The organism is Photobacterium lutimaris, assembly GCF_003025555.1.
Lineage (GTDB): Bacteria > Pseudomonadota > Gammaproteobacteria > Enterobacterales > Vibrionaceae > Photobacterium > Photobacterium lutimaris.
The window spans coordinates 1-25,793 of sequence record NZ_PYMH01000026.1; the positions used below are offsets into that span (position 1 = coordinate 1).

Consider the following 25,793-nt stretch of genomic DNA (forward strand, 5'->3'; position numbering starts at 1 on the left):
CCCCCGATCCATGCCCTACCCCCATCAGTTTGGTATAATTGAAGCAACCGGAGAAATACTTGCCCTATTGTTTTTTTCACCGCATGATCTCCCCCTTGTCTTTTTTGCTATGTGACACACCATGACTGCCCAATTTGATATCCAACGTATTCGCCAGCAATTTCCCGCCCTGGCCCAAGAATGCAACGGCCAGCCGCTGGTCTACCTCGACAGTGCAGCCACGACCCAAAAACCGCTTGAGGTTATTGAAACAATCCGGCAGTACTACAGTGGTCACAATGCCAATGTTCACCGCGGCAGCCATACCCTGACGGCCACAGCGACGGCGCAGTTCGAGCAAGCAAGAGAGACGGTGCAGCGCTTCATCAATGCCGCCGACAGCAAGGAAATTATCTGGACCCGCGGGGCGACCGAAGCCCTCAACCTGATCGCCCAGACCTATGCCCGCAATAGCCTCAAGGCCGGGGATGAGATTTTGGTCAGCGAACTTGAACACCACGCCAACATCGTGCCGTGGCAAATCGTCGCCGAACAGACCGGGGCCAAGGTCGTGAAGATCCCGATGCGCAGCGATTGCACGCTAGATATGGATGCCTTTACCCAACGCTTGACACCCAATACCAAGATAGTCGCTATTGCCCATGTCACCAATGTGACAGGCACCCGCAACCCGGTCGAGACGATGATCAAAGCCGCCCACGATATCGGTGCGATTGCTGTGATTGACGGTGCCCAAGCCGTTGCCCACGAATGCGTCGATGTACAAGCACTGGACGCCGACTTCTATGTGTTCTCCGGCCATAAAATTTTTGCACCGGCAGGGATCGGCGCACTGTATGGTAAAAAGGCCCTGCTTGAAGCCATGCCGCCATGGCACGGCGGCGGAAAGATGGTAGAGAAAGTCAGCTTTGACGGCACCACCTTCTCAGCCCTGCCGGGCAAATTCGAGGCCGGTACCCCCAATGTCGCCGGCAGCTTGGCGATGGCGGCCGCCATCAACTGGCTGGGCAACATCGACCGCGAAGGTGCCGAGCACCATATCCAAACACTGCGCCAGCGGGCCATCGACGGGATCCAAGATATAGAAGACTTGCGGATCATCGGCCTGCAGCCGGACGCGAGCCTGTTTTCCTTTGTGGTCGACGGCGTCCACCACCAAGACATCGCCACCTTGCTCGACCAGCAAGGTATTGCCCTGCGTGCCGGGCACCACTGTGCCCACCCGATGATGGATGCACTCAATGTCGGCGGTACACTTAGAGTGTCCATTGCGCTGTATAATACCCAACAAGATATAGACCAATTTATTGCGGCGCTGCACAAAGCCTGCAGCCTGCTTTAGGAGAGATTATGACACTGCCAAGCCATCCTTTCGGTACCGAAATTACCTGCGAGGCAATCATTGCACAAATGGCGACAGCCAATGGCTGGGAAGATCGCTACCGCAACGTGATCCAACTGGGAAAGAAATTACCCGCGATGCCGGACGCGCTCAAACAGGATCAACTCAAGGTCAGTGGCTGTGAGAGCCAGGTATGGCTTACCCACCAGCAGCAGGAAGATGGGACTTTCCATTTTGCCGCCGATTCCGATGCGCGTATTGTGCGCGGCCTGATCACTCTGGTACTGGCGGCTTTTGAAGGCAAGAATGCCGAGCAAATCCAAGCATTCGATATTGATGGGTACTTTGAGCAGCTCAACCTGATCGCCCACCTCAGCCCTTCCCGTGGCAACGGGCTCAAGGCAATCGTCGAGCAAATCAAAGCACTCGCTGAAGCCTAAAAGCGACCAATGGAAGAAGGTTAGCAAACAAATCGTTTGGTACAGGAAAGATGATTGAAGGCTGAAGAGATTTCAAAACTTACTCGCCATGGATGGCGAGTCGAAGCGACAAGGATGTATTTATGCGTTTTTGAAATTTTTCAGCCTTCCGACTTCAATAATATCTTTATTTCTGCAGATGCTTATCCATCAGCTTTTGCAAAATACGTGATACCGCCACAAAGCCAAAGGTCGCCGTTACCATGGTGGCCGCACCGAAACCGCTGGCACAATCCATTCGCTTCGGCCCTTCAGCCGTCGACTTCACACCACATACCGAACCATCAGCCTGTGGGTACTTCAATTGCTCGGTAGAGAAGACACAATCAATACCAAACTTGCGTTTTGGGTTCTTCGGAAAATTATGGTGACGACGCAGTGTGTCGCGTAGCTTTTTCGCCAGCGGATCCTGGATCGTTTTGGTCAAGTCGGCAATTTGGATCTGGGTCGGGTCAATCTGACCACCAGCACCACCGGTAGTGATCACCTTGTACTTATTGCTTTTACAGTGAGACAGCAGTGCCGCTTTCGGCTTCATGCTATCAATCGCATCCAAAATATAGTCATAGCGCCCGTCGAGGTACTCTGACACATTCTCCGGAGTAATGAAGTCATCAATCAAGTGGACCGTGCACTCAGGATTGATCAACTTAATGCGCTCGGCCATCACTTCAATTTTGCTCTGTCCTACCGTGCCTGACATGGCATGGATCTGGCGGTTGATATTGGTGACACAGACATCATCCATATCAATCAGGGTCAACTCCCCGATCCCTGAACGTGCCAGCGCTTCTGCCGCCCACGAACCGACACCGCCAATACCAATTACGCACACATGCGCGGCACGGAAAATTTCCACTTCGCTGTTACCATACAAGCGGCGGGTTCCACCGAAACGTTGGTTGTAATTGTCTGATGCAGGGGTATCTAATTCTCGCATGGCTGTTCCGCGCTTATTCACACATTCATAAAGAAAGAGTGCGATTTATACGCACTCTTTGGGACATTGTCCAGTCAGCACAAAGCTAAACTACGGTGCCACCCATGGCTGCTCAGTTTTCGTGCCCTGCAGTCCGAGTTTCCAGACCCGACCAAAGTGCTTGTAATGGCCTGCATCGACGCCAGCTTGGGCCCCCATGCCATGATACAGATCGAGGTGGTTTTTCTTCACCGCTCCGCCAGTATCAAGTGCCATCAATAATTTAAGCACATGCTGACCATTCCAATTGCCCGCTTCATCAAGCTGCGGCACCTCGGCTAACAACACACTGCCCATCGGTAGATAGTCGCGATCAGCGGCAACCGAAGCGAAGGCCTGCAGCGGGATCCCTGCCGTCCCCATCACATCGAGGCTATCCTGCGGCTTGAAGAACACATAAGACGGGTTCTGCTCCAGCAGCTCACGGACGGTTTCCTCATCCTGCTGGCTGACCCACTCATCAATCGCCTTGAGTGACATTTTCTCCCGTGGGACTTCACCTCGCTCGATAAGAATGCGGCCGATGCTGACATAACGGTGGCCATTTTTGCCGCGATAAGCAAAGTACTGAAGCTCGTCGTTATCATCAAAATGCACAAAGCCACTGCCCTGCACTTCCATCATGAACACATCAAGCATCGAAGCGCTATAACCCAGCTCCAGCCCCATGCCTTCCAGTGCGCCGCCATAGATCTCTGCCCGGCTCGGGCATTGGTCGTCACATTCCGGCATACCGTAAACCGGATAGCGGAATACCTCATCCGGCTGATGACGCAGTTCAATCACCGGCGAAAAGTAACCCGTGAACATGACATTGCCGTATCCGTCACCGCCGCCCATCTGAGCAAGCTCGACACCAAAATTACCCAGTTCTGCCAGATCACCGCCTTGAGCAATCCAGTTCTCGAGCTGTCGATACAACGCCTGATACGTCCCCGCCATCGATGGAGAGCGTTCAATAACCTGCTCCATCTGGGCCGAGAAATGGCTAAAATCTTTCGGTTTGTCTGAGTCCACAACCGCAACCTGGTTGAGTACTTGATCAAACTCACCATCTAGGTATTGCTGACCACGATCCGTTGGCTTGGCACACCCCACCAACCCCATAATAAAAAGAGCAATCGTTGCTTTTCGAAACACCGTGAATCCTATATCGTCTTGTTTGGAATCCAATTTTCACCAGTGTAACCAACTGTGGCACGATCGCCTACAAAGGGTTACTACGAAAGGGTATTTTTCCCTATCTTCCTCTTTCCATTGTCAGCGGTTTGTCTGAATTGCATCGCATTCCAACGTCTATATGCCACCACTGTCATATTTGTGTCATCGTTGTCCTGTAATTAATAAAAGCGTAACAGGAATGTCATCTACGAACGCAAGGAGGCGTCATATGCACCAACCACTCAAAGTCGGTAAAGACACCCTCTTAAACATCAATTCAATTGAATACCAATGGATACGTAATTTGGTCAGTGAAGGGAATTCGCCACACCAAATCAATACGGTTATCCAACGATGTTTAGGGGGCAACCTTAATACCGCCGATATTATGAGGAAAGTGGCACTCAAGCAGATCCCGGTCAACCAGTTGCTGCGCGAATTACCTAAAGTGCCGATGAACTAGTGGGATTGACGCAATACGATAGTCTTGCGAGAAAAAGACGAGACATAGTGCGCAGGGCGCTGGCGGATCAACCGCCCGGACAAAAAAGAATAGGAATAAAGGGTTCCCCCTTTTAGATATTCAAGTGTGCTGCCATCCCATTGATATTGGGTGTTGATCTGACGGCCATCGACAAACACCCCTTCAGGGCGAATTTCAAAACTGTCTGCCGCATAGGGGGCAACATCCTGCTCAAGCCACATCCCGTTGATATCAGGAATATGACTCGAGTGTGCTTTGCTGTCATCCAGCAGACCCGTCAATAGCAACCCCAATGCCACGGCACTGGTCGCGACGACTGCCCCAACAAAAATGATCAATCGGTGTGTAAACAAAGGGAGGTTTTGCTTCGTGGCCATAATTCTTAAAACATAGCGTTCTTCTTGGTCAATATAACCCAAAGCCACTTCTTTTCCGCAGTTATCTGTCAGCCAAGCGAGATAACGGGATCTTCTCCCCAAGTTTTGTCTGAGGGTTACATCGGCATAACACCCTTGTTATTGAATTTTTATTGACACAAACCGCATAATCATTAATAACATCTCTATTATCTCGTCGTTAAGCACACTCATTGCCCGCGTCGACAACACTGCTACAAGGAAAGCCAGCTGTGAAGTTCAGAAGTACCGCCTTGGTCAAAGGGTTCCGCCAGTCGGCCCCTTACCTAAACGCCCACATTGGCAAAACCATTGTCATCATGGTTGGCGGGGAAGCCATTGCCCATGAAAATTTTGCTCATATCGTCAATGATATCGCCCTACTCAACAGCCTAGGGCTGCGTATCGTGATGGTGTATGGCGCCAGGCCGCAAATCTCCAGCCTCGCCGAGCAAATGCATTACACAACGCCATATCACAAAGGGGTTCGGGTGACAGATGAGCGGACACTGGAAATCGCCAAACAGGCTGCAGGACACCTCCAGCTAGACATTACGGCAAGGTTCTCGATGGGGCTCAACAATACCCCGATGGCCGGTTCGCAAATCAACATTGTCAGCGGCAATTTTGTTATCGCCCAACCGCTGGGAATTGATGACGGGATCGATTACGCCCACAGCGGACGGATCCGCCGAATAGACACCGAAGCCATCCACCGCCAGCTCGACCAACGTGCCATTGTGTTGCTTGGCCCGATAGCCAGTTCAGTCACCGGTGAATGTTTCAACCTGACCTCGGAAGAAATCGCTACCCAGTTAGCTATCAGGCTCAAAGCCGACAAACTGATCGGCTTTTGCTCCGAACAAGGGGTATTAGATAGCGAGGGCGACGTAGTGTCCGAAATGCTGCCTATCGAGGCTGAGCACGCTCTGCAGCGGTTGGTCGAACAGCAACAGGAGGAGCGTGGCACCGGTCGCTTCCTGCGTGGCGCGATCACGGCCTGCCGCGCAGGGGTCCCTCGCAGCCATTTGATCAGCTACAAAGAAGATGGCGCACTGATCCAGGAGCTGTTTTCACTCGACGGGATCGGTACCCAAATCGTGATGGAAAGTGCCGAGAAGGTAAGGCAAGCGACGATCAATGATATCGGGGGGATCCTTGAGCTGATCCGCCCATTGGAGCAAGACGGTATTTTGGTCCGTCGCTCACGCGAGCAGCTGGAGCAGGAAGTCGAGCAGTTCACCATTATCGAGCGTGATGGGCTGATCATCGGTTGTGCCGCCCTATATCCGTTCCCTGACGAGAGAATGGCCGAAATGGCCTGTGTCGCCGTCCACCGTGATTTCCGCGATGGTGACCGCGGGGCGCTGCTGCTCAACCAACTCAAGCTGCAAGCCAAGAGGATGGGCTTACTCCACTTGTTTGTCCTCACCACCCGCAGCCTGCACTGGTTTCGGGAGCAAGGCTTCAGTGAAACCAGCGTCGAAAGCCTGCCGGTTGCCAAAAAGGCGCTGTATAACTTCCAGCGCCGTTCGAAGATACTGATCCTCGACCTGTAACCCAATCGACAACCGTTAAGATAACAAACTCGCCAAACCACTTGCCCGCTCGGTACGCATCGTCACCGAGCGCTTGAGCACCTCATGGGTGGCGAACATATAGAGCTTGGATTTCGCCCTCGTCACCCCGGTGTACACCAGTTCTCGGGTCAGGATCGGGCTGAAGTCGGGTGGCAGTACCATCAGGGTATCGGCAAACTCTGAACCCTGCGATTTGTGGATCGTCATGGCATACACCGTATCGTGCTCAGGCAAGCGGCTTGGTAGCACGCCACGAATGGTGCCGTCCGGCATCTCGAAGTACACCCTGAGTTTACGATTACCCGTTTGCGGGTCGACCTCGCTATCATACATCGCAATCCCAATGTCACCGTTGTAGAGCCCCAGACCATGATCATTTTGACTGATCATCACCGGCCGGCCGACATACCAAGTCTCATCACCCGGCGCTATTTTGCCCTTGCGGGTTAAAGCCCGTTCAATACGCTGATTCAAGCCTGTAACGCCAAAGTCACCCTCACGCACCGCACACAGCAGGCGCACCTGAGCAAAAGCTTTTAACACATCGCCCGGCGCTTTGCCCTCGGCAATGGCGTCGAGATAGTCGCTGTAGAACGCCACGACATTGGTGATCATCGTCTGGTAGCTTTCACTGCCCAGCGGATAAAGCTGGATGTCGCGAAAGCCCTTTTGCCACACCTGTTCGACCTGGTACGGCTTACCGCTGTTGATCGCCTTAGCTAACTGGCCGATCCCCGACTGAGCATGAAAGCGATAGCTCTTTTGCAGCATACACAAGCTATCGGCCACCGCTGACGGCGCAGCCTGTGCTTGCTGGAAGCGAAACCCCGTCAATTGACCAAGTAACTGGCTTTGGTCAGTCGTGTAACCTTGCTCGGCAAAGCCACAAATATCTCCCAGTACCGCACCGGCTTCCACCGAGGCCAGCTGATCCCTATCACCCAACAAGATCAGCTTGGCATGGGCTGGCAATGCATCGAGCAATCGCGCCATCATCGGCAAGTCCACCATCGAGGCTTCGTCCACCACCAAGACATCCAAGTGCAGCGGGTTTTCGCGGTTATGGCGAAAGGCAACCCGATTAGGAATCGCACCCAGCAAACGGTGAATGGTGCTGGATTGGGTCGGGATATTGCTTTTCACCACATCGTCAACCGCAAGAGAGTCCACCGCCGAACCAATCGACTCGGTCAACCTTGCTGCCGCCTTACCGGTCGGTGCCACCAGCTTGATATCGGGTAGCAGCAATACGCCCTGCTCGTCCCGCGCGTCATGCTGGAGAGCCTGAGTCACCAAGGCCGCCAGCAATTTGGCCACCGTGGTCGTTTTACCGGTCCCGGGGCCACCGGAGATCACCGCAAACTGACGGGTCAGGGCAACAGCCGCCGCGACTTTCTGCCAGTTGAGGCAGCTTGCGGCCGGTACCAGAGCATCCAATACCGACAGCGCCTCAACACTTTCGGCGGCGCCAAGAGCGGTGTCTATCGCCGTCCAATCCAGAGCATCAGGGGTAACAACATCAAGTTTGTCGCAGACCTCCTGCTGTCGGTCTTGCGCGGTAGCGGCTTGTTGCGCCAGCTGCTGCAAAGCAGCAAACAGGTAACGGTAATCACGGGCAAACAATTCGTCGAGCTTGGAGGCCATCAATTCAGGCTGCAAGCCATTCTCTCCGCGTTGTGCCCGCAAACGAAGCTGGGAGGCGACCTGTTGCTCAAACTGCCAATAGCGGTTGAGGTAGACCCTTTCACCATCCATGACCAGCGGCGTCGCCCGACGACCGTCCGACACCGCCGCTGACTGCGCCAGTAAGGCTTGCCATAACGAGGGCTCAGGCAAGTCATCGAGCAAAGGGAGACTGAGCTTGCTTGGCAGGCCAAACAACCGTGCGGTATCAACCTGCGACAATAGCAGGCAAACATGGCCCTGCCCCAGCTCATAGCTTGCCAGCGCCGCAACCAACGTGACTAAACGGCTCACCTGCGGATCAACCGTTTCAGCCGCTTCAGTCTGGCTTCCAGCAACCGGCTGGCTGCTGCTTAATGCAACAAATTTGGCAAACTGGTGATCCAGCGGACGCAGGTTTCCTTGGCGGGCAAGCGTTTCAAGGTGGTTAAGCATCGGGTGATTCTCCATCAATCAAAGTCTCAAGCTCGGTCAGCAAAGCCAAAGATGGCTTGGCACGAAATATACCGCTATCGCTGCCGGCCTTAACTCCCCGCAAGAACAAATAATAGACACCACCGAAGTGGTCATCGTAGTTATAGTCAGCCTTACGGCTCTTCAGGAAGCGGTGCAAGGCCAGCGCATAAAGCTGGTACTGGAGATCGTAACGATGATCAACCATTGCATGATCCAACCTGTCTCCCCGGTACTCGTTCGGATCGTCACCCAGCCAGTTCGACTTCCAGTCCAGCACGTAATAACGGCCGTCGTGCTCGAACACCAAGTCAATGAAGCCCTTGAGCATGCCGCTGACGGTGGCGAAACCCAGCTCGCCAGCTTTGGCTGACAGCTTATCGTGACGGGCAATCACCTTATTGAGCAGTGGCGAAGAGAGCAAGTTGATCGGTAGCATGAACTCCATTTCGGTCAGGCGCTGAGCCGGTGCCAATTCACCCAAACGCATTGCATCGCCATCAAGCGGACACGCCAGCACATCACGGATCATGGTCTGCAATACCGGTAGCCACTCTTCGTCGTAGTTTTCCAGCCGCAGCAGCGCCAAAATCGTCTCTGTGGTTGCCGGGCTGTCGACCGGCGCAGTAAACTCAATTTCCTCAAACAAGGTATGCAGGAAGGTACCCGGCCTTGCCCCTTTCGGGAAGGTGTAAATCGAGCGGGCCGGTTCAATCTCTTCATCCCCCAAGCTTTCGTCACCCGATGAGTCGGTATCAAACCCCGGCAACTCGAAAGAGGCATCATGATGGCTGTGGCCTTGCTTGATGAGTCCTGAGTAACTGGTGATCCACCAGCTACGGTCAATGTGTTTATCAAACACAGATGCCGATAACTGCGGCTTGTCTTCCTCAACCGATAGCCACGGACTATCAGGCAAGGGCGGCGGTGGCAGTACCGTTACCGCTTCAGATTGCGCAGCCAATGCATCCAGTGCATTTGCCAATTCGGTCAAGCCGCCCTCTTGGGCGTTTTGTACCAACCAGCCAATCGCCGAGCGGTGCAAGCCTGTTGGCTCCTTGCGGCTCAAGCCATTACGGACCGGTGACATACCGATGTAGCAACCATACACGGCGCGGGTCAGTGCCACGTACAGCAAGCGCAGATCTTCCGCCAATCGCTCTTTCTCGGCCAACGCCATACTTTCTTCGCTGGCGGCGATATCGAGCACCGACTGCTGGCTCTGCTCATCATGGAACAGCGCAGTATTGGCTTCACGGTAACTGCAGACAAAGGGCAGGAAGACGATGTCATATTCAAGCCCTTTGGACTTGTGTATCGTAACAATCTGAACCAAGTTACGATCAGACTCCAAGCGCAGCTGCTGCTCATCGGCATTGCCGTTGGGCTCTTCAATATGCTCGGCCAACCAGCGCAACAGACCATGATCGCTATCGAGGGTTTGGCTCGCCTGTTGCAGCAACTCACCAATATGCAGGATATCGGTTACCCGCCGCTCACCACCGTTTTGGCTCAGCAAGGTTTCCGGGATCTTACGCTGGGTCAGCATGTGGCGCAGCATCGGCAGCACCCCGCGGCTTTGCCACAGCTTGCGGTAGCCACGAAATTCCGAGACATATTGCTCCCAGACCGTTTCACTGGTGTTCATCGCATCAAGTGCCTGCGCAGTCAGGGCAAACAAGCTTGAAGCCAAGGCGGCACGCATATTGCGGTCATCCTCAGGAGTCAGTACTGCCTGCAGAAAACGCAATAAATCCACCGCTTCGGTACAGGCAAATACGCTGTCACGATTGGAGAGATAGACGCTGGCAATACCTTGATCGGCCAAAGTACGGCGGACCAATGCTGCTTCGCTACCGGTACGCACCAGCACCGAGATATCACTGGCATGAACAGGCCGGGTTTGCTCACCGTCCACCAGCTCGGCCTTACCTTGCTGTGACAGGGTGAGTATTTTCTGGATTTCAGCGGTTGTCGCCTCAGCCATCACCTGCTGGTAATCCCCCTTCTTAACGGTCTCCTCAGCCTGTTGGTGCCAAAAGCACATTGCAGGCTGCTTCACGCCATCGAGCTGCCAGCCACGGCCTTCGGCCTTCGGGCTGTGATCGACTGGCAAGAAGGTAATGTCTTCGTCGTAGATAAACGGTCGGTCGGGATGCTGGAAAATCCGATTGACGGCACCGACCATTTCCGCGGTCGAGCGCCAGTTAGTGCCTAATGTATAGTGGGCGGTAACCTGACGGCGTGCCTGGATATAGGTGAAAATATCGGCGCCGCGAAAAGCATAAATCGCCTGTTTGGGATCACCAATCATAAATAAGCCGCAAGGGGCTGCAGTTTCTTCCTGCCGCTCACTCTCAAGGCAACCTTCCCCAGAGCGGCCTTCACCATAAATAGTACTGAATATGCTGTACTGCAGCGGATCGGTATCCTGGAATTCATCGATCATCGCCACCGGGAACAAGTGGCGGATCCGGCTTGCCAGCAACCCGCTGTCATCTTGGCTCAGCGCTGCCGACAGCTGGGTTAGCAGATCATCAAAAGAGAGCCAACCCTTGCGCTGTTTGGCATCAATCAAAAGCTGGCGACACTCTTTTATCGCATGGGCCAGCAAGGGATCACGCACATTGGGCTTGTCAGCCAACAACTCACTGATCGCGACAAACACCGGATGCTCCGGAGGCTGACCTTTGCTGGTTTTCTCATACAGTACGTGCTGGTCAAATTTTTCCAGCGATTTTGGCAATTGGTAACCGGTATTGTCCCGCTCGGCCCATTCGCCGACGTCAGCCAGCGCTTTGGGCAAACTGGTTTTGGTATAGCTGCGCTTGTTCACGCCAGAGCTGGCAATAATGTCGTGCAGATCACCAGCGCTGTCACGCCACAGCCGCTTGACGTGATTGATGCGCTGCAAATTCTTTTCATGCACTAGCTCGAGGCTGCCGCTCAGCTCCGGGGCACGAACAGTGATTTCAGCACCGGACAAGAAACGGTTGATCTCTTTTAGCAAGGCACCCGGGGCGGCCCAGATTTTCCGCACCTCCGCGGCCAGGCTTCGCGGCAGCGGGTAAAAATTACGGCGCCAGAAATCGGCCACAACCTGCGCCCGAAGGTGGCTCTCTTCGGTAACAAATTCATTGTTGAACAAGCTGCCCGACTCAAAGGCATTCTGGGTCAACATCCGCTGGCAGAAACCGTGGATAGTAAAAATCGCCGCCTCATCCATCTGCCGTTCGGCCTGAAGCAAGATCGCTGCTGCCGCCTTGTGATCGGAAATATCGGCCAGCAGCGGCTTAATCACCGGATCATTACTGCTGCCCCGGCTAAAGGCCAAACGGGCATCATGGATCCGGCGGCGGATACGATCCCGCAGCTCAGCGGTCGCCGCTTCGGTAAAGGTTACCACCAAAATCTGATCCACCGTCAGCTCGCGGGGGAACCGCGTCTGATCGTCACCATGACCAAGCAGCAAGCGCAAATACAAGCTGGCAATAGTGAAGGTTTTCCCGGTCCCGGCCGACGCCTCTATCAAGCGGTTACCGTGAAGCGGAAAGCACATCGGCTCCAGCGGCTCAGGAGTAATGAGAAGAGATTGTTGAGTCATAGAATACGCCGATTCCTATCAGTGAACTGGGCCGCGTTTTCATTGGAAAACCCCGCCCGTTCAAAATTATTTTTTGTGATCTAGCGCGAATTCAACTAAATATATCGAAATTCAACACTAATCCATCTATCAATATGAGAGACGTTTCACGGTTTCCACCTAGTGGGTCCGCTAGTATCTGAGCCACGAAATCTGGTCACCTCTGGACCGGTGGCCGTACAGCGAACACCCTACAATCAATAATGATTTGCTGGCGGCCACGCTACACCTCTCTGCCTTACCCACAAGAACAATTAGCCCTGCTCAACCTCTCGCAACTGCATCACAGCGGGCTTGAGGATATGGGTTTCCCACTGCAATAACTGCGCGGCAAGTTCGTCATCCCATAGCGGCCACACCCGGTGGATATAGCTATTATTACCTTCACCGTCGAACATATAGCCGCCGTTAAACGCCTCAGCCCTTTTACCATCGGCTTTCGCCAAGCTCGCTGAGTCGTCACACCATTGTCCCTTTTTATCGATACACGCCTGGATCCCGGCATGGGCAGTACGGGGGAAATACGGTAACGGCTGGGTAAGCCCGCTGTCATACCCCTCGATGAGTACCGCCAATTGTTCCATCGCATACTGTGCCGATACCGGTTCAAGCTGCCAGCAGCCATCAACCCCAATAAGATAGGTCGGCAGACTTGGCTTCATGACAGCAAAACACAAGTGATCCAGCCAACAGGCCAAAATATCCTGCGCCCGGATTTTCCCCGGCCGGTAGCGGACCAACCCTTGCTGGGTCACATGCTTGAGCCAGCCCTGCAGGCGGATCCCGCGCCCAGCAACCGTCACCACACAGTCCACTTCAACATCCGGTAGCGGTTGAGCCATAAACTGGGCGACGCTATCCGCCAGCTGCTCTATCTGAGCACGCTCTTCGAGCAGCTCCAGCTCGCCAAATTGCGCCACCGGCAAGCCACCTGCTGCCTGCTGGTAACGGGCAAACTGCTCGAACGCTTGGTCACGACTGGCTCCATTTGAGCTTGGATGCTGGCTTTGTGATGGGCGCTGACAGTCGAGGAAGGTCGTCAGCAAGGCTTCTCTTAGCTGATAACGTCCCAAGCCATCAAGGGCAAAAGGCTCATCATCTTCCGGCCCGCCCTGATGGCCATCAAAGAACACTTTCAAACGGCGGTTGAAAAAATACTGTACCGGCAGACGCCAGAACCTTGTCAATTCCGCCAACTCCAAAATGCCTTCGGCCCGGTCGTCACTCAGATCCGGCTCAAGCGGCACTGACTGGAAGATGTCAGGCTCAATAAAGGCCTGATTGGCCACCGGGAGCCATTCCGCAGCATAGCTATTGTTCCCACCGCTAAAAGACTGTGGGCTGAAAGGCACCAGCGGGTGGGTATGGGTCAGATTAGCCACCAGCTTGTGGGCTGACTCGTCGACGGGTAAGGCTTCATCACCGTCAAGGCAATAGCCCTGCTGACAATATTCAAGCAATTCGCTCACCAGTACCGACGGGACTTTCTCACTGTTGTCCTGGATAGAGCGCCCGACATAGCTGATATACAGTGCCTGCTGGGCTGACTGGATAGCCTCGAGGAACAGGTAGCGGTCATCATCGCGACGCGAACGGTCACCGTGGCGAGTACGGCCGGCCATGAGATCAAACCCTTCGGGCGGGATCGAGCGAGGATAGACACCATCATTCATCCCCAGCAAACACACGACCTTGAACGGGATCGAACGCATCGGCATCAAGGTACAGAAGTTCACCTGACCGGCCAAAAAGCGCTGGCTGACCCGCTCACCCGATAGCTTGCCGTTAAGGTAATCACGCATCACTGCCGGCGTAATATCGGTATGGTAACCGGCATCTGCCAATTGCTGCTCAAGCTGTTGGATCTTGTCGCGGATCATCCGGAGTACCATCTCGCCATCAATATCCACCGCAAAGCAGTCATCCAGCATCTGGTTGAGCGCGGCTATCCAGCTGGCGATCGGCTGCGGCTGAGCCAACTGCTGGCGGTAATGCATCAATGTTTCGATGAACAGACCGAGCTGGCCTGCCATCTCGGCATCCATTCCTTGTACTTCTTCATAGGCCAGCACGCCTTGGTATAAGCCGGCCTCTTGTGGCATGGCATAGCCCAACAGCATTCGCTGCAAACCAAACAACCAGGTGTTCTGCTGCTGGCGCGGCAAGGCAAACTCCTCGGCAGTGTCATCATCCAAGCCCCAGCGGATCCCCACTTCTTCAATCCACAGCTTGACCCGCTCGAACTTGTCACTGTCAAAGCCAAACCGGGCCATGACTGCCGGGACTTCAAGCAGCTCCAAGAGCTCCGATGCCTGACAGCGGCTTTCCGGCAACGCCAACAGACGCAAGAAGGCGAGTAACGCGGGATTTTCCTGATCGGCACTGCGATCCGAAATCGAAAACGGTATATAGCGATCACCCGGCGCATTGCCAAATACGGCCTGGATGTAAGGGCTGTAGTTGTTGATATCGGCCACCATCACCACGATATCCCGGGGTGATAGCTCAGGGCTCTGCGCCAGCATCGCCAACAAGTTATCGTGCAGTACTTCCACTTCGCGCATCGGTGAGTGGCAGGCATGGACGCTCAGCGAATGGTCATCGGCGGCAACAGCCAGTTTATGGTGACTGGACTCGGTGATTTCATCATTGATCCGATCCTCCAGATTAAGGATGTCGGCCTGAACAGCATGGAGCAATGAGTCGGGCTCAACATCGACAAACGCTTCAACTTCATAGGCTTCCATATCCGACAGCAGATACAGGTTATCCCGGCCCAACTTGCCGAGCGACGCTAGCAAGGTATTGCCGACGGCTCCTTCGTGGGTTTCATCCACCACATTGGCATCGATATCCCCTTTAAGCGGCGAGATCACCGCCCCGTGTTCACTGTGATCGGCACACCACTGCAGCTGCTGCCGTTGCTTGGCGGCCAGCCGGGCGAGGAATTTACGGTCGCGTACATCCCCCCAGTAATGCCGGCAAGGGTTGGTAAACATCAGGTGCACATCGATATGCTTGCCCAGCGCAGCCAGGGCGTCGAGATAACGCGGCGGCAGCGCAGAGATACCAAATACGAACAACCGCTTAGGCAGTCCTTCGGGCAGTGGCGAGCCGCTTTGCACATAACCGTCAAGGGTCTCGATAAAGTGGTCATACAGATTGGCACGGTGATACGGCGACTGGCCCAGAGCCAAGGTGTGATCATAGAGCGCCTGCCACAACAATGGCTGCCACGGGTGCTCTTCTACCAACTCGGGATCTATGGCGTCGGACTCCCATGCCTGGATCCACTCCGGCCGATACACCAGGTATTGGTCAAAGATATCGGCAATTTTTTCAGCCAGCTGGTAACTTTTGACCAAGTTGGGATCATCGCACAAATAGTTAGCCAGCGGCGCGAACTCCGGGCGCGATAACTGTTCAGGCAACACCTGCAGCAACTTCCAGGTCATCGCCTCTTTATTGAAGGCACTGCGCTCTGGCACATCACTCAGCACGTGGGTGAACATGTTCCAGATAAACGTCGCCGGCAGCGGAAATTCAATATTGGCTGCAATCCCCTGAGATTTAGCCAGCTCCAGTTTGAGCCACTGTGACATGCCGGGACTTTGGACCAAGATCTGCTCTTGCTCAAACGGATTGGCCAAGGGTTCCAGACGGATTAGCTCGACAAGCAGGGACTTAAGGAGATCCAGTTGATTTGAGTGATAGACAGTAAACACGCGAGTGACTCACCGGTAGAGGAAATTACCTTTGATTGTCTACCATCAATGGATTAGCTGCAAATTCAAATCATTAAAAAGCCCAGCGTTGCTGGGCGATTCATCAGATGACGTTTAAAGCACTGAGTTCCTCGGTGGCCTATTACGCACGGCTTGGTGTCAGGCAGTGCAGCAACTGAGCGACTGGGCGGTAGAACGCCGCATAACGAAGAGCAACATAGCTCACTACCGCTGTCGCAACATAAAGTTCAAAGTGTGCCAGCGCCGACACCTGTTGGATATATTCAACACCATATCCCTGAGTGGCCATCCAAGCTGCCGCTTTGAACATCGCCGTTGCACTGATCACCAATGGGAAAGTGAATGCAGCATAGCCAGGGCTGAACGTTAAACGTAGCAAGCGGAAGAATGCCAAGTAGATGACAAATGTCATCAGTACGGCAATCCCGCCGAGCAAGGCAATCACGACCGGTGACGGTTGCTGGGTGACAGTGAGATAACCAGCCAGTGATAGACTTGCTGGCGCAGCCATAATCGCAATAGTTGGCTTGGCGGCATCTGGAATCTCCTGGCTGAAAATCAGGCGGTATACCATCAGCGGTAGCATCACAGCATAGATCCCCATTCCGAACAGCTGCAGGCCTTCTGCCAGTGGTCGCAGTGCACCGCCAGGAAAAGCCACGTCCGCAACGATAATACCAATCGGCGGAACAAACCAGCTCGGTACCATATGGTGCAGCTCAAAATCTTTGACACGGTGGTAAGTAAACAGTGCCAAGAAGATCAGGTGCAGTACAACTGCGGCTAACCACAAGGCCTGACCGGCAATCGGATAGTAAAGACCCAACGCCTTAGACACCACCATAGTCCCCATGGCAAACGTCGGTACGACACTGCCCACAACCGGATGGCTGAGATCTTGCCACAGGGCCTTGGGATGAATAAGAAACTTAACCAGCAACACCACCAACAAGAGACTCGCTATCCCAGCCCCGACCAGTTGGCCTTGACCGGCTAGATCCGCGGCATTTTCCCAGCACCAACCAAGGCTAGCAATACCTAAAGCCAAACCAGCCATTGGTGTCGGTGCACCGAGTACTTTTTGCTTTGTTACAGTGATCATTTCTTGGCTCCCCAACGACAGCACGTCACTACGATTTAATACCCAGCTAGTTTATCGGCACTTAATCGTTTAGGATACTTGAATAAACTTAATGCATAGTTAAGAAAAACGAAACGAAAGACAAAATAACCAAGTAAAACAAGAGACAAGCTGATGAATATCGCCCTACGCCAATTGAAAGTGTTTGTCACTGTCGCCCAGGAGCTGACCATTACTGCGGCGGCCGAGAAGCTATTTCTCTCCAAGCCCGCAGTCAGCATGGCGCTGTCCGAGCTGGAAAAGCAACTTGGCCACAAGCTGTTTGACCGCAACAATAACCGCCTGCTGATCAACGAACAAGGTAAACGCTTACTACCACTGGCCGATGAGCTACTGGCACGCAGTCAGGATATCGAGCAACTGTTTTGCCAAGAAGGCCCGGTAACCGGAAAGCTGAAGATCGGTTCAAGCGATACCGTGGGCAACCAAGTGACCCCGTTCCTGCTGCGAGACTTCCGGCAAGACTCAGGCCATTGTGATCAGAGCCTATTTATCGCCAATACTGCCCATATCTGCCATATGCTCAGTGAGTTCGAGTTGGATATTGGTCTTGTCGAGGGCAAGGTACAAGCCGACAACCTGGCCGTGAGCCCTTGGCTGGGTGACGAAATGGTGGTGGCCTGCCACCCCGACCACCCACTGGCGCAGGTTGAACAGCTTAGCCTGAGCGACCTTGAACACAGTGAATGGATCCTGCGCGAGTCGGGCTCCGGTACCCGCGAATACTTTCTTGGCCGTCTAGCCCCGCGGCTGGAAAACTGGCATCAGGTTTTCGAGCTCAACAACACCGAGGCCATTATCAACTGTACTGCTGCGGGTCTGGGTATTACCTGTCTCTCCCGTCGTGCAGTCGATCACGCCGTCAAAGACAATCGCCTCACCATTCTTCCGCTACCACTCGATATGCAGCGCCAGTACTGGTTGCTCTACCACAAAGAGAAATACCAAAGCCCCTTACTGAAACTGTTCATTACCTTTTGCCAGCAATGGCATCTCTGAGATCACACTCGGTTATCGCCGCCACTGAACGCAATGATCTGGCTGATTTGACACATAGGTCGGCCGGACTCCTGCTGCCAGTCACTAAAGGCTGTTTGCGCAGCCTTCAGTGATTTTTGCGTATCCCGCCCACCATCAATAATTCCGATCTGACGCAAATAAGCTTCAACATCCCGGCTCAGAATAAAGGTATCTTTACCCATAATACGTAACGTGTAAGGGCCGGTATTGCCCCCCAAGCGCTTGCCGTGCTTTTTCAAATAACGCCATAGCCCGGTGATATCATCCTGCGGCCAGTCGCCGACCATGGCTGCAAAAGAGCCATGCTCAAGCGCAGCTTCGTGGATCATCTGAGCATTTTCAGGAATGGTCATCACTTTGCCCAAGTGACGGATGATAGCCGGCTCAGTCGCTTTACGCTCCCACATTTCAGTCGGCATCAACAGCATCTTTTCGATATCAAAACCGAAGAACACCTCTTCGAAATTGGGCCACTTGTTACGTACCACCTGCCAGCTGATCCCGGACTGAAAGACTTTCTGGGTAAAGGCCGCCAACCAGCGGTCATCACCTATCTGTTTTAGCTGCTCAGCTGACAATGGCGTCGCCAACATGCCCTCTAGCACACCCTCTCCACCCTTACGCTCCGCGGCTCGGGCATATATTTGCGAAAATTTTTCTCTTGCCATCACATTAACACGCTTATCACTGGACATTGCCCTTAATGCTACTGTATAAACAGCCAGTAAATCAATTTCGGGAGAGGGTGACCATGGCTGTTATCGTCAAATATGTAGTTGAGCGCAACGGAGAAGAAAAGATGACTTTCACCTCTAAGTCCGAAGCCGACGCATACGACAAAATGCTAGATATGGCTGACGAGATGTTTACTTTGCTAAGCGAAAGTGAACTTTTCGAGGATGAAGCCAAGCAAGAAGAGCTTTCGCTATTCTTGGCACAAAAACGTGAAGAAGTGCTAGTGGCACTGGGCGCAAAGAAAAAAGCAGCGCCGAAGAAAAAAGCGGTAAAGCCAGAAGTTGTTGCTGAGCAACAAGATGATGCGGCTTAATCACTGAACCTGCCAATATTCTTCATGATAAACCTCCTCTTTCGGGAGGTTTTTTTATTTTCCGCAGCCGTATGTGCCAACGCTAAAATCATCAATAGCGATAGCCGTTCCTCATCATCATAATTTCATCATTTTTCACCGATTCCCTCCTCCCCCCTTCAATAACGGCGCAAGTGTCTTTATGATGGGTTCATCACACTTTGCCGACCTATACGTCCGGCATGAATTACTTTGACATGGAGAACCAACAGTAATGGCCAGCTTTTCACTAGCCCTTGGTACTGCAACCAAAAACCGCGATAACAAAATCATCGAAGCGTTTTTTCCAACCCCGATCCTAAACCCAGCTGACGCGCTAGTTGACGCCATTGCCGCTATCGTCGATTACAAGGAAGGTAATCAGGCTATCGAAATAACGGCAGCCCAGAGCGCTGATCTTGCAGCCGCTTTCAGCGCAGCAGGCGAAGAAGCCAGCGCAAACTTTGCCACTAAAGCGGCGGCATCAGAACAACCGCTGGTTGTTGTTATCCTTGCCACTGACGAAGCACCAGCTTCTGTTGCTGAAGGCTTCCTGAAACTGCAACTTATCTCTCACCGCCTAGTTAAGCCACACGGTGTGGTACTAGACGGTATCTTCGGTCTGCTTCAAAACATTGCCTGGACCAACCAAGGTCCTATCGATCTGCCAGAACTGGCTGATCGCCAAATGGAAGCTCGCCTGAATGGCGAAACTATCACTGTCGATTGTGTCGACAAGTTCCCGAAAATGGTCGACTACGTAGTACCGACTGGCGTGCGCATTGCCGACACCTCTCGTGTTCGCCTAGGTGCCCACGTGGGTGAAGGCACAACCGTAATGCACGAAGGTTTCATCAACTTCAACGCGGGTACAACCGGTGTGAGCATGGTTGAAGGCCGTATCTCTGCGGGTGTTGTTGTGGGTAATGGCTCTGATATCGGTGGTGGTGCCTCTATCATGGGTACCCTGTCTGGCGGCGGTAAAGTCGTCGTATCGATTGGTGAAAACAGCCTACTGGGTGCCAATGCCGGTCTAGGTTTCCCAATGGGTGATCGTTGTACTATCGAGTCTGGTCTATACGTGACAGCGGGTTCAAAAGTCCGCATGCTAGATAAGAGCGGCCAGGAAGTGGAAATGGTGAAAGCACGCGATCTTGCCGGTGTGTCTGATCTATTGTTCCGCCGCAACTCTGTGACTGGCCAAATCGAGTGTCTGGCAAACAAATCTGCAGTAGAGCTCAACAGCGAGTTGCACAGCAACAATTAATCGCCTGTGACAAAACGCCTCATCCGAGGCGTTTTTTCTTTCTGACGTTGGTGAGAAGGTCTCAGTAAACAACGATAAGGAGTAAGCAATGACGTTTTTCTGTGAGCGGAAAGAAACTGACAACGAGATCAAAATCATCCTTAAACCTCACTCATTGTATGTGATGTTGCTAATGCTGGCGGTCTGGCTGGTCAATGAAATGGTATTGCACATCATGCCACTGACTCAAATCATCATGCCGCTGTTCATCGTCTTTATGGTGATCCGCTTCTTTTCCTTGGTCAAAGTACAAAAAGAAGTGCTGGTCGCGATGAAGCAAGGCAAGGTACAAACCACCGGCAGCAAATTTTCCTTCTCAACCCCCTTTACCTACACCATCACCAAGTAAGTTAGTACTCGTTCCCACGGGGAAATAATCCATTGAGTCCGCGCTGCTTATCCTTCCCCTCCTAACCGTGCATAATATTTATACCCAAACCACTTTAATATGCTTGGTTCAGCAAGAATCAGCTGGAAGTTAAGGAAAGGTGGCAGTGTACCGTTCGAGTCGCAATGACGTCGCTGACCCAGCATAGTCCTTAGCAATTTCACCCTTGGGGTGCAAATCAATCCCCCCTACTTCAGCGTCAAATAACTTCGCAATAGGCTAGCTATTCCATTCGGTTATTTTCCTTGAACTGAGCAGATTGATGACGTTCTGAATCCAGTAACTTCAAGTCACTTGGGTATAAGCCACACAACAGGAGAGAAAATGGCCGGATTTAACTGGAAACCACTATTGCTCGCATGCTTGATTGTCAGTATCGGGCAATTAAGCCTTGGATTGGTCTTCCCTGCGCTCCCTGCCGTCGCAGACTCCCTTCACCTCTCTACCGAACAAGTCCAGTTATTAGTTTCAGGGTATTTGTTCAGCTTCGGAGCCTCACAGCTTGTCTATGGCCCATTGTCCGATGTCCTTGGCCGCCGGCCCGTATTATTAAGCGGCCTATTAATTGCCGTATTGGGATTGGCTGTCGCCGTCTTATGTGCAGACACCTTCCATTGGTTACTGCTAGGCCGAATTATCCAGGGGATAGGCGCAGGCAGTGTGGCAGTATTAGCACGGGCCACCATTCGTGATAGCTACCAGCGTCAAGATCTAGTCAAAGCCATGACCTGGCTAGCGATTGTTGCTGCCTTTACCCCAATAATGGCCCCTGTCGTCGGCGGTATTGTGAACCACCACTTTGGTTGGCTAACGGTGTTTGTCGTGCTGCTGGGCTATATCGCCATTGTCTGGTTGATGTTGCTGCTGTGCTTTTCTGAAACCCTATCAGCAACCCAACACCCCCTGTCTGTGAGTCAATTGGCTAAATCCTATTTATCATTGATCCAAGAGCGGCACTTCCTTTCCTTCGCCGGTATCGGTTGGGTTAACTTCTCGCTGGTTGTTCTGTCTATCTCGATGATGCCGTTTATCATGCAGGTACAGATCGGGATGACCTCCGAGCGCTACGCCCTGTGGGCAATGGGGCCGGCATTCGGCTTGCTATGTGGCGGTTTAGTTTGCCAGAGGCTTCGCCCTCGCCTAGGAACGCAGAGAATGCTGATGCTTTCCCCGCTGCTACACCTGGTGGCAGGCTCAGTATTAATCGCCGCTCCCCTGTCACCGGTCTGGATGGTCACCGGTCACTTCCTGATGGCCATGGCCAACGGTATCGCTTTCCCCTGTGCCCAATCGCTGCTGCTTGTCCCTTATGGCAACAAAGCCGGTACGGTCTCTGCTCTCTCTGGCGCTTGCCAGATGGTATTTGCCTCACTGTTAAGCAATGGCCTACTAAAGCTGGGGATCAGTCAGGCCTGGCACTTGGGTGGACTGATGGTGATAGGAGCCGGTATGGGGCTGCTATTGGCCATGCTGGGGACAATGAGCGAAAGCGGCCGCCGCGCAGTGGCAACTCTCAACGGATAAACCATAATTAACTCAGTTCGATATTTGAGGAATAACCATGGCTAGGTTACTCGGTCTTTGCTTACTGGGGGTTGCACTCGCTTTTTTGGGAGCTTGTTCAAGCCAGTATGAAGCCGGCTTGGCAAAAAATAAGCAGTGGGAAGAGCTTGGTGCCTATCATGGAGAGCAAGGCTATCGGGAGTTAAATGAAATTGATCTTGGAAAACGCGGCGGCTTTTCTGAAATTGACTACGAAAACTACCGTGCCGGCTATCTAAAAGGGCGATTTGATTACTGTGCAGGGAAACAAGCGGTAGGCACTGTGATCAACCCAGGCTATCCAGACGACTGCCAGGATAATCAATCAAGCTCGAGTTATGGCTTGGTTGAGCGAGGGTACTGATTCGCTACGAGTTAATCTGTACCAAGAAAAATGGCAGCTAGGGCTGCCATTTATTTATCAAGAGGCGGGTTGGTTTAGGTAAATCCCACTTCCACTCGAATAGAACAGAATTAAATCCAAATCACCGTCACCATCAAGATCGCCAAATAACGGTGTATCATGAAAAGATCCGAGGTTACCACCAACTGATGGCGTAAATCGACCGGAGCCATCATTAAAGTAAAGCTGGGCATCCTCAACATATGAACCCGTTACTACCACATCCAAATGACCATTACTGTTCACATCAGCAAAAGCTGCGGCCCGGCCATTAATACCCAACGGAACATCAGATTGTTCAAATACCCCTGTACCATCATTAAGGTACAAGCTATTCTGCTCAGTACCGTTAAAGTCCATATTGGTAATGAGAATATCCGGCTTACCGCTGCCATTCACATCACCAACAGCGACATTAAAGCGTTTTTCTTTTTGGCTGATGCCAAGACGCTGGCCTGAGTCGCTAAAACGCCCTTCTCCACCATTGAGGTAAATCATGGTGCTACCATCACCACCACCATAGATAATGTCTAATCGGTTGTTACCATCAACATCAGCAAGAGCCACGTTAGATGAATACGATGAAGCACTATGCTCACTCAAATATTCATCGCTATCAATGAAGCCGCCCTGTCGATCGTTGAAATAAATCAGTGGTGCTTTCCATTGTTGACCAACAACAATATCTAGATAGCCATTACCATTCAAATCACCTACAGCAATAGATCTTGTTGCCCCTTTACCGAGCAAAACGCCGGAATCAACTAGCTTGCCTTTTCCATCATTGAAGAATATTTGGTCACCATCAGATGTGGCTCGGACAAGATCCTGGTGGCCATTACCATTTAAATCAGCAGCAGCAATCGCATTGGTACGACGCTGATCAGCAAAGCTAAATTCAGACTCAGTGAAATTACCTTCGCCATCATTTTGATAAATCAGTACACCATTGGTTCGCTTACCAGTGACGAGATCAAGATGCCCATTACCGGTAATATCCGCTAGCGCTGACGCATTAGCATACCTATCCTCGCCACTTCCACCATAAGTGATTTGTTGGTGTTTAACAAAGTGTCCATCACCAATATCATCACGTTTTTCCAAGTGCATCAGCAAGTTTTCAACCGCTAAGGGTTCAATAATCAACGTTTCAGATGCACCGAAGATACTGTCCCGAACTGCAATGTTGTATTCACCAGCAACCAGATGAGCCTTAAATGAACCCGCGTTATATTCCGAACCGGTCAGGCCAACCAACTTACCATTGATGTAGACCTCGGCCCCCGTCGCAGACTGCCAATCCCGATCGAGAACGCTCAGCATCATCGTCCCCAAAATACGACCGGAAATGATACTTTCCCGTTTTAGCTCTAGCTTACAACCCAGCGCCTGGTTAATCTCAACATTAATCGAGGTATTACAACTTGCGAAAGGGACAGAGCTATACTGATCCGAAGCTTCATTAACATCATGAAATGCCAAATACGCCGTCACCTTGCCTTGACCACCAGTCAAAAAATACTCACTGGCCTTGTAAACGCCATTCATATCCTCAACATTCAGCACTTTTTCTTGCGCTGGGACATTATCGCCACCTAGACGCACAATCATCGCAAGATTTTGTGCGGAACCAACTTCATCGACCACCTCATTGGGAATAACAAAGCTAAATAACCCTTCATCTTTGAGTTCATCCAAAATAAAGTCGACATCAGTCTGAAGAGGAATAACATCCATCTTGGCATCTTCGCCTTCGACAAAATTTACTCGGTTATCCTCATCTTCGCTCTTACCTACCATCAAGTTTCCATCATAAAGACGCATTGCCAGTAGGTACTCTCCTGGCTCCACATTCATAATAATCTCGGCAATACCGGTTTCTTTATTAATGGTATAAACAGTTTCTGCATTATTATTGATCGACAAACCAAACTGCGGATGAATCAAGGTCGCCAACTCTTCTGCTGGCCAAGAGAACGTCAGCTTAGAGACATATTGCACCCTGTCAAAATCACTGATTGTATCGCCAAGGTTTGGCTGCAAGATAAAATCAATCTCAGGCTCCTCGCCATCCACGATTTTCTCACCAAGAGCTTGGGCTACATACTGCCGTTGTTGAGCATCCCTAGAACTAAGCAGCAATACAAAATCATAGGTACCAGGCTTTAGTGCCAGTGAACGGTGTGAAATCGTTTCAACATTTCCATCACTATCCACTTTCTGAGTTACAGGCCAATCAAAGATCTGCTTCTCTTGAGTAAGGATATTAGTAACTTCTAACTCACCGTCATAACGCTTATCTTGCATGACTTGCGTTGCCTTAGACACTTTTGATGGATATACCGAGGCTGAGTGAGCTTGAACATTGCCTATTGACTGTAAATAAGTCGCAGCAAACTGAGTATTTACATCAAATTCAGGGCTTTGCTCATCCTTGCTATCCCCATCGCACCCTACGAGCAAAATAGTGAGTAAAGCGCTTGTGAAAAGGCGCTTTTTTTTAATTATATCCATTATTATTCCATATATGAGTATTAACGAATTGCATGTCATGGCATACATCGCGCCAAGAAACTATCACAAAACCATTTAATACAACAACTTACAACCATTTCAAAAGGTTAAAAAACAGAACAATAGACTTAAACTTGAACTGATATACCCTCTAGGGATACTCAAAATCATCTTCCCCGTATACCTTTTTATCCAGATGTAAAAAAGCCCAAGCATTTCTGCTTGGGCTTAGTATAAGTGGCGGAGCGGCCGGGCTGGCGCTCCAGCGGGACTCATTCGCCTACAAGGCGAACCTATCCGACAGATGCAAAAAAGCCCCGCTATTTCTAGCGAGGCTTCTTAATAAGTGGCGGAGCGGACGGGACTCGAACCCGCGACCCCCGGCGTGACAGGCCGGTATTCTAACCAACTGAACTACCGCTCCACACGGTGATAGACACTTTCGTCTCTATCCGATACCCATCGTTC

Annotated in this window: 19 protein-coding genes and 1 tRNA gene; 10 read left to right on the forward strand and 10 right to left on the reverse strand. The window is 52.0% G+C overall.

Annotation, left to right across the window (positions count from 1 at the left end):
• The first annotated feature begins 121 nt into the window (after positions 1–121).
• Both csdA and csdE read left to right on the forward strand, forming a co-directional pair.
• Complete coding sequence (csdA, locus tag C9I99_RS26335; RefSeq protein WP_107351801.1) at positions 122–1,342, forward strand: cysteine desulfurase CsdA; 1,221 nt, start codon at positions 122–124, stop codon at positions 1,340–1,342.
• A gap of 8 nt (positions 1,343–1,350) precedes the next feature.
• Positions 1,351–1,782 (forward strand): cysteine desulfurase sulfur acceptor subunit CsdE, encoded by a 432-nt coding sequence (csdE, locus tag C9I99_RS26340; protein ID WP_107351802.1) that lies wholly within the window; start codon positions 1,351–1,353, stop codon positions 1,780–1,782.
• A 166-nt stretch (positions 1,783–1,948) separates the two neighbouring features.
• Here csdE and tcdA read toward each other — a convergent pair whose 3' ends face one another.
• Together tcdA and mltA are read right to left on the reverse strand one after the other, a co-directional pair.
• Positions 1,949–2,761, reverse strand: coding sequence for a tRNA cyclic N6-threonylcarbamoyladenosine(37) synthase TcdA (gene tcdA / locus C9I99_RS26345; protein ID WP_107351803.1), 813 nt, complete (start codon positions 2,759–2,761; stop codon positions 1,949–1,951).
• Positions 2,762–2,851: 90 nt separating this feature from the next.
• Positions 2,852–3,940, reverse strand: a complete 1,089-nt coding sequence (mltA, locus tag C9I99_RS26350) for a murein transglycosylase A (protein ID WP_107351804.1) — start codon at positions 3,938–3,940, stop codon at positions 2,852–2,854.
• Positions 3,941–4,190: 250 nt separating this feature from the next.
• Between mltA and C9I99_RS26355 the strand changes: the two genes are divergently transcribed.
• Entirely contained in the window at positions 4,191–4,424 is a 234-nt protein-coding gene (locus tag C9I99_RS26355) for a hypothetical protein (protein ID WP_107351805.1), read from the forward strand.
• Here the strand turns inward: C9I99_RS26355 and C9I99_RS26360 are convergent.
• Positions 4,421–4,822: a DUF2850 domain-containing protein gene (locus tag C9I99_RS26360; RefSeq protein ID WP_107351818.1), complete on the reverse strand. Its 402-nt coding sequence runs from the start codon at positions 4,820–4,822 to the stop codon at positions 4,421–4,423. The genes C9I99_RS26355 and C9I99_RS26360 overlap by 4 nt on opposite strands.
• Before the next feature lie 251 nt (positions 4,823–5,073).
• Between C9I99_RS26360 and argA the strand changes: the two genes are divergently transcribed.
• Positions 5,074–6,399 carry an amino-acid N-acetyltransferase gene (gene argA / locus C9I99_RS26365; protein ID WP_107351806.1) on the forward strand — a complete coding sequence of 442 codons (1,326 nt, stop codon included), beginning with the start codon at positions 5,074–5,076 and terminating at the stop codon, positions 6,397–6,399.
• Positions 6,400–6,414: 15 nt separating this feature from the next.
• Here the strand turns inward: argA and recD are convergent, their stop codons facing one another.
• From recD to C9I99_RS26385, 4 genes are all read right to left on the reverse strand, one after another.
• The gene (gene recD / locus C9I99_RS26370) at positions 6,415–8,538 is read right to left on the reverse strand and encodes an exodeoxyribonuclease V subunit alpha (RefSeq protein WP_107351807.1); all 2,124 of its coding nucleotides are present in this window, start codon (positions 8,536–8,538) and stop codon (positions 6,415–6,417) included.
• Entirely contained in the window at positions 8,531–12,160 is a 3,630-nt protein-coding gene (gene recB, locus C9I99_RS26375) for an exodeoxyribonuclease V subunit beta (RefSeq protein ID WP_107351808.1), read from the reverse strand. Before recB ends, recD begins: the two co-directional genes overlap by 8 nt.
• A gap of 293 nt (positions 12,161–12,453) precedes the next feature.
• Entirely contained in the window at positions 12,454–15,924 is a 3,471-nt protein-coding gene (gene recC, locus C9I99_RS26380) for an exodeoxyribonuclease V subunit gamma (protein ID WP_107351809.1), read from the reverse strand.
• A gap of 142 nt (positions 15,925–16,066) precedes the next feature.
• Entirely contained in the window at positions 16,067–17,047 is a 981-nt protein-coding gene (locus C9I99_RS26385; RefSeq protein ID WP_107351810.1) for a TDT family transporter, read from the reverse strand.
• A 153-nt stretch (positions 17,048–17,200) separates the two neighbouring features.
• Between C9I99_RS26385 and C9I99_RS26390 the strand changes: the two genes are divergently transcribed.
• Positions 17,201–18,085, forward strand: a complete 885-nt coding sequence (locus C9I99_RS26390) for a LysR substrate-binding domain-containing protein (RefSeq protein ID WP_107351811.1) — start codon at positions 17,201–17,203, stop codon at positions 18,083–18,085.
• A 2-nt stretch (positions 18,086–18,087) separates the two neighbouring features.
• Here the strand turns inward: C9I99_RS26390 and C9I99_RS26395 are convergent, their stop codons facing one another.
• On the reverse strand, positions 18,088–18,774 hold the full coding sequence (locus tag C9I99_RS26395; protein ID WP_107351819.1) for a DNA-3-methyladenine glycosylase I: 687 nt from the start codon (positions 18,772–18,774) through the stop codon (positions 18,088–18,090).
• Positions 18,775–18,857: 83 nt separating this feature from the next.
• On the opposite strand from C9I99_RS26395, the gene C9I99_RS26400 reads away from it, so the two are divergent.
• From C9I99_RS26400 to C9I99_RS26420, 5 genes are all read left to right on the forward strand, one after another.
• A complete protein-coding gene (locus tag C9I99_RS26400; protein WP_107351812.1) occupies positions 18,858–19,154 on the forward strand; it encodes a YebG family protein in 297 nt (98 codons plus the stop codon).
• A gap of 253 nt (positions 19,155–19,407) precedes the next feature.
• A complete protein-coding gene (gene dapD, locus C9I99_RS26405) occupies positions 19,408–20,439 on the forward strand; it encodes a 2,3,4,5-tetrahydropyridine-2,6-dicarboxylate N-succinyltransferase (protein WP_107351813.1) in 1,032 nt (343 codons plus the stop codon).
• A gap of 88 nt (positions 20,440–20,527) precedes the next feature.
• Positions 20,528–20,827, forward strand: coding sequence for a hypothetical protein (locus C9I99_RS26410; protein ID WP_107351814.1), 300 nt, complete (start codon positions 20,528–20,530; stop codon positions 20,825–20,827).
• A 363-nt stretch (positions 20,828–21,190) separates the two neighbouring features.
• Positions 21,191–22,390, forward strand: a complete 1,200-nt coding sequence (locus C9I99_RS26415; protein WP_107351815.1) for a multidrug effflux MFS transporter — start codon at positions 21,191–21,193, stop codon at positions 22,388–22,390.
• Between the two features lie 37 nt (positions 22,391–22,427).
• Entirely contained in the window at positions 22,428–22,772 is a 345-nt protein-coding gene (locus tag C9I99_RS26420; protein WP_107351816.1) for a DUF2799 domain-containing protein, read from the forward strand.
• Positions 22,773–22,829: 57 nt separating this feature from the next.
• Here the strand turns inward: C9I99_RS26420 and C9I99_RS26425 are convergent, their stop codons facing one another.
• Positions 22,830–25,325, reverse strand: a complete 2,496-nt coding sequence (locus tag C9I99_RS26425; RefSeq protein WP_166645515.1) for an FG-GAP repeat domain-containing protein — start codon at positions 25,323–25,325, stop codon at positions 22,830–22,832.
• A 347-nt stretch (positions 25,326–25,672) separates the two neighbouring features.
• Positions 25,673–25,749, reverse strand: a tRNA-Asp gene (locus C9I99_RS26430).
• Between the last annotated feature and the right edge of the window lie 44 nt (positions 25,750–25,793).

Coding starts and splice junctions, on each gene's coding strand:
- C9I99_RS26425 (WP_166645515.1), bottom strand. CDS start 25,325: ATGGATATAATTAAAAAAAAGCGCCTTTTCACAAGCGCTTTACTCACT.
- C9I99_RS26390 (WP_107351811.1), top strand. CDS start 17,201: ATGAATATCGCCCTACGCCAATTGAAAGTGTTTGTCACTGTCGCCCAG.
- csdE (WP_107351802.1), top strand. CDS start 1,351: ATGACACTGCCAAGCCATCCTTTCGGTACCGAAATTACCTGCGAGGCA.
- recD (WP_107351807.1), bottom strand. CDS start 8,538: ATGCTTAACCACCTTGAAACGCTTGCCCGCCAAGGAAACCTGCGTCCG.
- C9I99_RS26410 (WP_107351814.1), top strand. CDS start 20,528: ATGACGTTTTTCTGTGAGCGGAAAGAAACTGACAACGAGATCAAAATC.
- C9I99_RS26420 (WP_107351816.1), top strand. CDS start 22,428: ATGGCTAGGTTACTCGGTCTTTGCTTACTGGGGGTTGCACTCGCTTTT.
- dapD (WP_107351813.1), top strand. CDS start 19,408: ATGGCCAGCTTTTCACTAGCCCTTGGTACTGCAACCAAAAACCGCGAT.
- C9I99_RS26360 (WP_107351818.1), bottom strand. CDS start 4,822: ATGGCCACGAAGCAAAACCTCCCTTTGTTTACACACCGATTGATCATT.
- tcdA (WP_107351803.1), bottom strand. CDS start 2,761: ATGCGAGAATTAGATACCCCTGCATCAGACAATTACAACCAACGTTTC.
- C9I99_RS26385 (WP_107351810.1), bottom strand. CDS start 17,047: ATGATCACTGTAACAAAGCAAAAAGTACTCGGTGCACCGACACCAATG.
- C9I99_RS26400 (WP_107351812.1), top strand. CDS start 18,858: ATGGCTGTTATCGTCAAATATGTAGTTGAGCGCAACGGAGAAGAAAAG.
- csdA (WP_107351801.1), top strand. CDS start 122: ATGACTGCCCAATTTGATATCCAACGTATTCGCCAGCAATTTCCCGCC.
- C9I99_RS26415 (WP_107351815.1), top strand. CDS start 21,191: ATGGCCGGATTTAACTGGAAACCACTATTGCTCGCATGCTTGATTGTC.
- recB (WP_107351808.1), bottom strand. CDS start 12,160: ATGACTCAACAATCTCTTCTCATTACTCCTGAGCCGCTGGAGCCGATG.
- C9I99_RS26395 (WP_107351819.1), bottom strand. CDS start 18,774: ATGGCAAGAGAAAAATTTTCGCAAATATATGCCCGAGCCGCGGAGCGT.
- C9I99_RS26355 (WP_107351805.1), top strand. CDS start 4,191: ATGCACCAACCACTCAAAGTCGGTAAAGACACCCTCTTAAACATCAAT.